At 73.1% G+C, this 6260-nt stretch carries 8 protein-coding genes; all 8 read right to left on the reverse strand.

All coding sequences use genetic code 11. From position 1 onward, the window contains the following. On the reverse strand, positions 1 to 370 hold a 370-nt coding region (locus tag CWIS_RS17235; protein ID WP_048344585.1), incomplete at its 3' end, for a hypothetical protein. Further along, complete coding sequence (locus CWIS_RS17240) at positions 348 to 2408, reverse strand: flagellar biosynthesis protein FlhA (RefSeq protein WP_082156581.1); 2061 nt, start codon at positions 2406 to 2408, stop codon at positions 348 to 350. The genes CWIS_RS17240 and CWIS_RS17235, both read right to left, overlap by 23 nt. Then, positions 2405 to 3589 (reverse strand): flagellar biosynthesis protein FlhB, encoded by a 1185-nt coding sequence (locus CWIS_RS17245; protein WP_255318533.1) that lies wholly within the window; start codon positions 3587 to 3589, stop codon positions 2405 to 2407. Before CWIS_RS17245 ends, CWIS_RS17240 begins: the two co-directional genes overlap by 4 nt. After that, positions 3586 to 4353: a flagellar biosynthetic protein FliR gene (locus CWIS_RS17250; RefSeq protein WP_174773472.1), complete on the reverse strand. Its 768-nt coding sequence runs from the start codon at positions 4351 to 4353 to the stop codon at positions 3586 to 3588. The genes CWIS_RS17245 and CWIS_RS17250 overlap by 4 nt, the downstream gene beginning before the upstream one ends. Position 4354: 1 nt before the next feature. After that, on the reverse strand, positions 4355 to 4627 hold the full coding sequence (fliQ, locus tag CWIS_RS17255) for a flagellar biosynthesis protein FliQ (RefSeq protein WP_048344586.1): 273 nt from the start codon (positions 4625 to 4627) through the stop codon (positions 4355 to 4357). Further along, positions 4627 to 5478, reverse strand: coding sequence for a flagellar type III secretion system pore protein FliP (fliP, locus tag CWIS_RS17260; RefSeq protein ID WP_229747273.1), 852 nt, complete (start codon positions 5476 to 5478; stop codon positions 4627 to 4629). Before fliP ends, fliQ begins: the two co-directional genes overlap by 1 nt. Next, positions 5475 to 5987, reverse strand: a complete 513-nt coding sequence (locus CWIS_RS17265) for a flagellar biosynthetic protein FliO (protein WP_048344587.1) — start codon at positions 5985 to 5987, stop codon at positions 5475 to 5477. The genes fliP and CWIS_RS17265 overlap by 4 nt, the downstream gene beginning before the upstream one ends. 3 nt (positions 5988 to 5990) lie before the next feature. Then, the coding region (fliN, locus tag CWIS_RS19695) for a flagellar motor switch protein FliN (RefSeq protein ID WP_048344602.1) at positions 5991 to 6260 on the reverse strand (270 nt) is incomplete at its 5' end.

Raw genomic sequence — 6260 nt, forward strand, 5'->3', positions numbered from 1 at the left:
GCAACCCGCCGGTGTCGGCGGCCAGGGCGCGCACCTGCGCGAGCACGTCGGCGAACGCCTCGCTGCCGGTCGAGACCTGGGGCGCGTCGGCCGCACCCGGCAGGCCTGTCGCGTCGTCGGCCTCGTCGGCCGCGTCCACGAGCGCGTCCAGCCCGACGGGAGCCGGGCGCCGCGGGCGGCGCGGCGGCGCGGCCGGCTTGTCCGGGACGTCGACCGTCAGCTCGTAGTGCTCCCGCTGGAAGAACCCCGCGATCCCGCCGCTGCGCACGCGCTCGGCGCGCACGACCTTCGCGTCGGGGCCGAGCTCGGACGCGACGTGCGCGAGCAGGGCCGCCAGGTGCGAGCCCTCAAGCAGCAATCGCGTGGCCACCGCTCACCACCTGGGTCGTCTCGACGGTCACTCCGGCGCCGGTCACCTCGGTGTAGGACAGCACGGGCAGGCGCGGCAGGCCGAGCGCGACGAGCCGGCGCAGCGCGGGCCGGATGGTCGGCGCGCACACCAGCACGACGGGCCGCCCGCTCGCCTCGGCCTGCGCGACGCACTCGCGCAGCTGGCGCAGCACGGCGTCGACGCGCATCGGGTCGACGACGAGCTGCGAGCCGCCGTCGCCCGGGCGCAGGCCGTCGAGCAGCGACTGCTCGAGGATCGGGTCGAGCGTGATGACGCGCAGCACGCCCTCCTCGACGTGCGGCGCCGCGAGCGCGGGGCCCAGCGCGACGCGCGCGGCCTCGACCAGGCTCTCCGGCTCGGTGCTCGTGCGGGCGCGCAGCGTGAGCGCCTCGAAGATGCGGCCGAGGTCGCGGATCGGGACCTCCTCGGCGAGCAGGCCCTGCAGCACGCGCTGCACCTCGCCCAGGCTCAGCAGGCCCGGCACGAGCTCCTCGACGACCGAGGGGTTGACGCGCTTGACGCCCTCGGTGAGCACGCGGACGTCCTCGCGCGTCATGAGGCGCGCGGCGTTCTGCTGCACGAGCGCACCGAGGTGCGTGATGAGCACGGACACGCGGTCGACGACCGTCGCGCCCGCGAGCTCGGCGGCGTGCCGCAGCTCGGCCGGCACCCACTTGCCGGGCAGCCCGAACACGGGCTCGACGACGGGCGTCCCGGGCAGCGCCGCGAGGTCGTCGCCGAGGGCGAGCACGCGGCCCGCAGGCGCCTGCCCACGACCGACCTCGACGCCGGCGATCCGCACGGCGTACGTCGAGGCCGGCAGGTCCACGCTGTCGCGCGTGCGCACGGGCGGCACGACGATCCCCAGCTCGAGCGCGATCTTGCGCCGCAGCGCGCGCACACGGCCCAGCAGGTCGCCGTCGGGCCCCTCCCCCACGAGCGTGACCAGGTCGGGCGCGAGCAGCACCTCGAGGACGTGCACGCGCATCTGCTCGATGAGCTGCTCGGGCGAGTCCGGGCCGGGCAGCGCGACGGCGTCGCTCGCGGCGGCGGTGGCCTCGTCCGCGGCGGTCTTGCGCTCGGCGGACTTGATCCGCTGCGAGGTGATGATCAGGACCGTGCCGACGAGGATGAACGGCACCTTGGGCATGCCGGGGATCAGCGCGAGCACGATCGCCCCTGCGCCCGCGATCATCAGGGCGGTGCGGGACTGCGTGAGCTGACTCGCGGCCGCGGTGCCCATGTCGCCCTCGGCGGTCGACCGCGTCACGACGATGCCCGTGGCGACCGAGAGCAGCAGCGCGGGGATCTGCGTGACCAGGCCGTCGCCGATCGTCAGCAGGCTGAACCGCTCGAGCGCCTCGGCCGGGGACATGCCCATCTGCATCATGCCGATGACGAAGCCACCGATGAGGTTGATGACGGTGATGACGATGCCGGCGATCGCGTCGCCCTTGACGAACTTCGAGCCACCGTCCATCGCGCCGTAGAAGTCGGCCTCGGCGGCGACGTCGGCGCGACGCCTGCGAGCCGTGTCCTCGTCGATCAGGCCGGAGTTCAGGTCGGCGTCGATCGCCATCTGCTTGCCGGGCATCGCGTCGAGCGTGAACCGCGCGCCGACCTCGGCCACACGCCCGGCACCGTTGGTGATGACGACGAACTGGATCACGACGAGGATCAGGAAGATCACGAGACCGATCACGAGCGAGCCGCCGACCACGAAGTGCCCGAACGCGTCGATCACCTGGCCCGCGTAGCCGTCCCGCAGCACCAGGCGGGTGGACGCGACGTTGAGCCCGAGCCGGAAGAGCGTGAGCACCAGGATCAGCGACGGGAACACCGAGAAGTCGAGCGGCCGCTTCACGTACATCGCGGTCAGCAGCACGACGAGCGAGCCCGTGATGTTGACGACGATCAGCAGGTCGAGCAGCGCGGCCGGCAGCGGCACGACGAGCAGCAGGACGACGCCGACGACTCCTGCCGGCACCGCCATGGGCGCGATCGAGCGGTTCTTCACGGCGTCCTCCCGGAGGTCGCGGTCGTCGTGCCGGCCCGGGCGGGCCGGCGGGCCGCGCGTGCGGCGGCCCGGTGGTCGATGGGGTCGTCGGGCGACAGGGTCGGCCCGGTGGCCAGGCGGTGCCGGCCCGCGGCGGCACCCTTGCGGCGCAGCGCCATCACGAACGCGAGCACGGTCGCGACCGCGGTGAACAGGTGCGCGGGGATCTCCTGGCCGAGCTCGCACGTCGCGTGCAGCGCGCGGGCCAGCGGCACGTCCTCGACCATCGGCACGCGGTGCTCCGCGGCGACGGCACGCAGCTTGGCGGCCACCGCCCCGGCGCCCTTGGCGACGACGCGCGGCGCACCCGTCCCGGGCTCGTAGCGCAGCGCGACCGCGACGTGCGTCGGGTTGACGAGCACGACGTCGGCGTTCGCGACCTCGGCGAGCATCCGGTTGCGGCTCATGGCCATCTGCCGCGAGCGGATCTGACCCTTGACGAGCGGGTCGCCCTCGGTGCGCTTGTGCTCTTCCTTGATCTCCCGCCGCGTCATGCGGGTCTGCTTGCGGTTGCGGCGGAGCACGACGAACACGTCGGCGGCCGCGAGCACGAGGCCCGCGGCGATGCCCAGCCGCAGCAGGTTCGTCGTCCCCGAGCCCGCCTGGGCGAGCAGCTCGCCGATCGGCAGCCGGCCCGAGGCGAGGACCAGCGGGATCATGGACTGGATCGCGACGTAGAGCACGAGGCCGACGACCGCGCTCTTGAGCAGCGTCTTCGCGCCCTGCCACCAGGCCTGCGGCCCGACGAGCCGCTGCACCGCCGACTTCGGCTTGAGGTGGTCGAGCACGATCCGGAACCGGCGCGGACGCCAGCCGCCCTGCGCGATGCCGACGGTCAGCGCCACGACGACGACCCCCGCGAACAAGGGTGCGAGCGTCCCGAGCAGGCTCGTCAGCCCCTCGCCGAGCGCGGACAGCGCGCCGTCGGTGCTGGGGTTGCGCGCGATGTCGCGCACCGTGGCGAGCTGGTGCTCGGCGGCGCCCTGCGCGCGCGTGAGCACGGCGGGCAGCATGAGCGCGGCCGCGCCCAGGCCCAGCCACGCCGACAGGTCCTGCGAACGTCCGAGGCGACCCTTGCGGATCACGTCCTTCATCCGCTGCGGGGTGGCCTTCTCGGTGCGGTCCTGACCGTCGCTGCTCACGGCAGCACCCCCAGCATCTCGACGACCGACCGGTCGGTGAGCCCCTCGACCACGTGGGGCAGGCCGACGACCGCGAACCCGGACATCAGCAGCGTGAGCAGCACCTTGAGCGGGAACCCGAGCGCGAACGCGTTGAGCGCGGGCGCGACGCGCGTGAGCAGGCCGAGGCCGACGTCGGCGAGGAACAGCACGACGACCATGGGCCCGGCGATCTGCAGCGCCGCGAGGAACATCTGGCCGAGACCGCCGGCGAGGTTCTCGGCGACCGCCGCGGGGTCGAGGATCGCGTCGACCGGCAGCGCGTCGAACGTGCGCACGAGCCCCGAGACGACCACGAGGTAGCCGTCGGTGACGAACAGCAGGACGAGCGCCAGGAGCTGGTAGAAGCGCTGGAACACCGCGCCGCTCGTCATGCCCAGCGGGTCGTACCCGGACGACACCTGGAACCCGCCGAAGATGTCGATGAGCCCGCCCGCGGACTGCAGCGCCGAGAACACGAGCATGACCCCGAACCCCAGGGCGGCGCCCACGAGCGCCTGCGCGACGAGCGCCGCGAGGAAGGCGGCCGTGCGCTCGTCGGCCAGCGGCTCGAGGCGAGGCGCGACCGCGAGCGCGAGGCCCAGGGACAGCGCGACCTTGACCTGCCCGGGGATGGCCTTGTGCGCGAACGGCGGCGCCAGGACGAAGAACGCCGCGAACCGCACGCTCGCGAGCATCACGGTCTCGACCTGGGCGAGCGGCATCGTCAGCGCGATCGGCCCCACGTCAGCCCCCGACCAGCGACGGGATGCGGTCGAACAGCTCGTGCGTGAACGTCACGAGCTCGGTGATCATCCAGTGCCCGCACACCATGAGCGCGACGCCCGCGGCGAGCGCCTTGGGCACGAAGCTCAGCGTGATCTCCTGGATCTGCGTCACCGACTGCACGAGCGAGACGACGAACCCCACGACGAGCGCGCTGACCAGGACGGGTGCGGCGAGCTTGGCGGCCAGGACGAGCGCGTCGAACGCGACGTCGAGGACGGCATTGGTATCCATCAGCCGCTCCCGGTGTAGGAGCTGACGAGCGACGTGACGATCAGGCCCCAGCCGTCGACGAGCACGAACAGCAGGATCTTGAAGGGCAGCGAGATCATCACGGGCGGGAGCATCATCATGCCCATCGCCATGAGGACCGCCGACGTCACGAGGTCGATGACGAGGAACGGCACGAAGATGACGAAGCCCATGATGAACGCGGACCGCAGCTCGGAGAGCAAGAACGCGGGCACGAGCGTCGTGAGCTCGACGTCGGCGGGCGTGGCCGGGTTCGGCTGGTCCGCGGCGCGCGTCAGGAGCGCGAGGTCCTGCTCGCGCGTGTGCGCGAGCATGAAGTCCCGCAGCGGTCCCTGACCCACGTCGACGGCCTGGCTGAACGACAGGTCGCCGGACAGGTACGGCTGGACCGCCGCGTCGTTGACGTCGCCCAGCACGGGCGACATGACGAACAGCGACAGGAACAGCGCGAGCCCCGCGAGCACCTGGTTCGGCGGGACGCCCTGCAGGCCGAGCGCGTTCCGGGTGAACGCGAGGACGACGAAGATCTTCGTGAAGCTCGTCATCATGAGGATCAGCGCGGGCGCGACCGACAGCAGCGTGATCGCGACGAGCACCACGATGGACGAGCTGGGCGTGCCGTTGACACCGTTCAGCGAGACCGAGACGGAGTCGCCGCCCGGGGTCGCGGGCGCGACCGGGTCGGTCGGCGGCGCGGGTGCAGCCCACGTGGGGCCGGCGGCCAGCACGCCGATCACGACGAGCGCGCACGTCACCGCGAGCAGCAGGGCCACTCGTCGTACCCGCGACGCCCCCACCCGGGCGGACCCGGGGGCGAGGACGGCGCGCGTCACCGTCTGACCGTCCGCTCCTGCAACGAGCGCACGAACGTGCGCCACGTGTCCGGCGCGAGCACGGAGCCGGCGAGCGGACCCGTGAGCTGACCCACCTTGCCGGGCTTGACGGCCGCCCCCACCGCGGCCGCAATCCCGTCGTCGTGCGTCGTGCTCGCACCGTGTGCCCGCTCGAGCTGCGGGGCCCGTCTCGGTGCCGGAACCCGTGTGCGCGGCGCCGCCGACGGAGGCGGGGCGGGCGGTGGCACCACCGGTCCGAGCTCCGTGAGCATCGTGACCTGCTGCTCGCCGTACCCCACGAGCAGGCGGCGCGTCCCGATCGCGACGACCGCGACCCCGGAGTGCCGCCCGATCCCCTGCCGGCCGACGACGTGCACCTCGTGCTCGTCGCCGCCGCGCCGTGCGACGCGCGTCGTGGTCCCGCTGAGCCTGCGCCCCGCGTACCAGATCAGCCCGACGACGCATGCCAGCGACAGCAGCACGCGTCCGACGAGCATGAGGTCGTCCATGGGTCAGCGTCCGTCCTCGTCCGTGACGATCTCCGTGATCCGGACGCCGTACGCCTCGTCGACGACGACGATCTCGCCGCGCGCGATCAGGCGGCCGTTGACCATGACGTCGGCCGGGCTGCCCGCCGCGCGGTCGAGCTCGAGCACCGTGCCCGGGACCAGGTCGAGCACCTGGCGGACCGGCAGCGTGGTGCGGCCGATCTGGGCGGTGAGCGTCATGTCGACGTCGTAGAGCATGCGCATCGAGCTGCGCTGCGTCGGGACGCGGCCCGC

It is taken from the genome of Cellulomonas sp. A375-1 (assembly GCF_001040865.1).
Taxonomy (GTDB): domain Bacteria; phylum Actinomycetota; class Actinomycetes; order Actinomycetales; family Cellulomonadaceae; genus Cellulomonas; species Cellulomonas gelida.

Bases quoted from the DNA above. Each gene is read 5' to 3' on its own strand.
- fliQ (WP_048344586.1), bottom strand. From the start codon at position 4,627: ATGGATACCAATGCCGTCCTCGACGTCGCGTTCGACGCGCTCGTCCTG.
- CWIS_RS17265 (WP_048344587.1), bottom strand. From the start codon at position 5,987: ATGGACGACCTCATGCTCGTCGGACGCGTGCTGCTGTCGCTGGCATGC.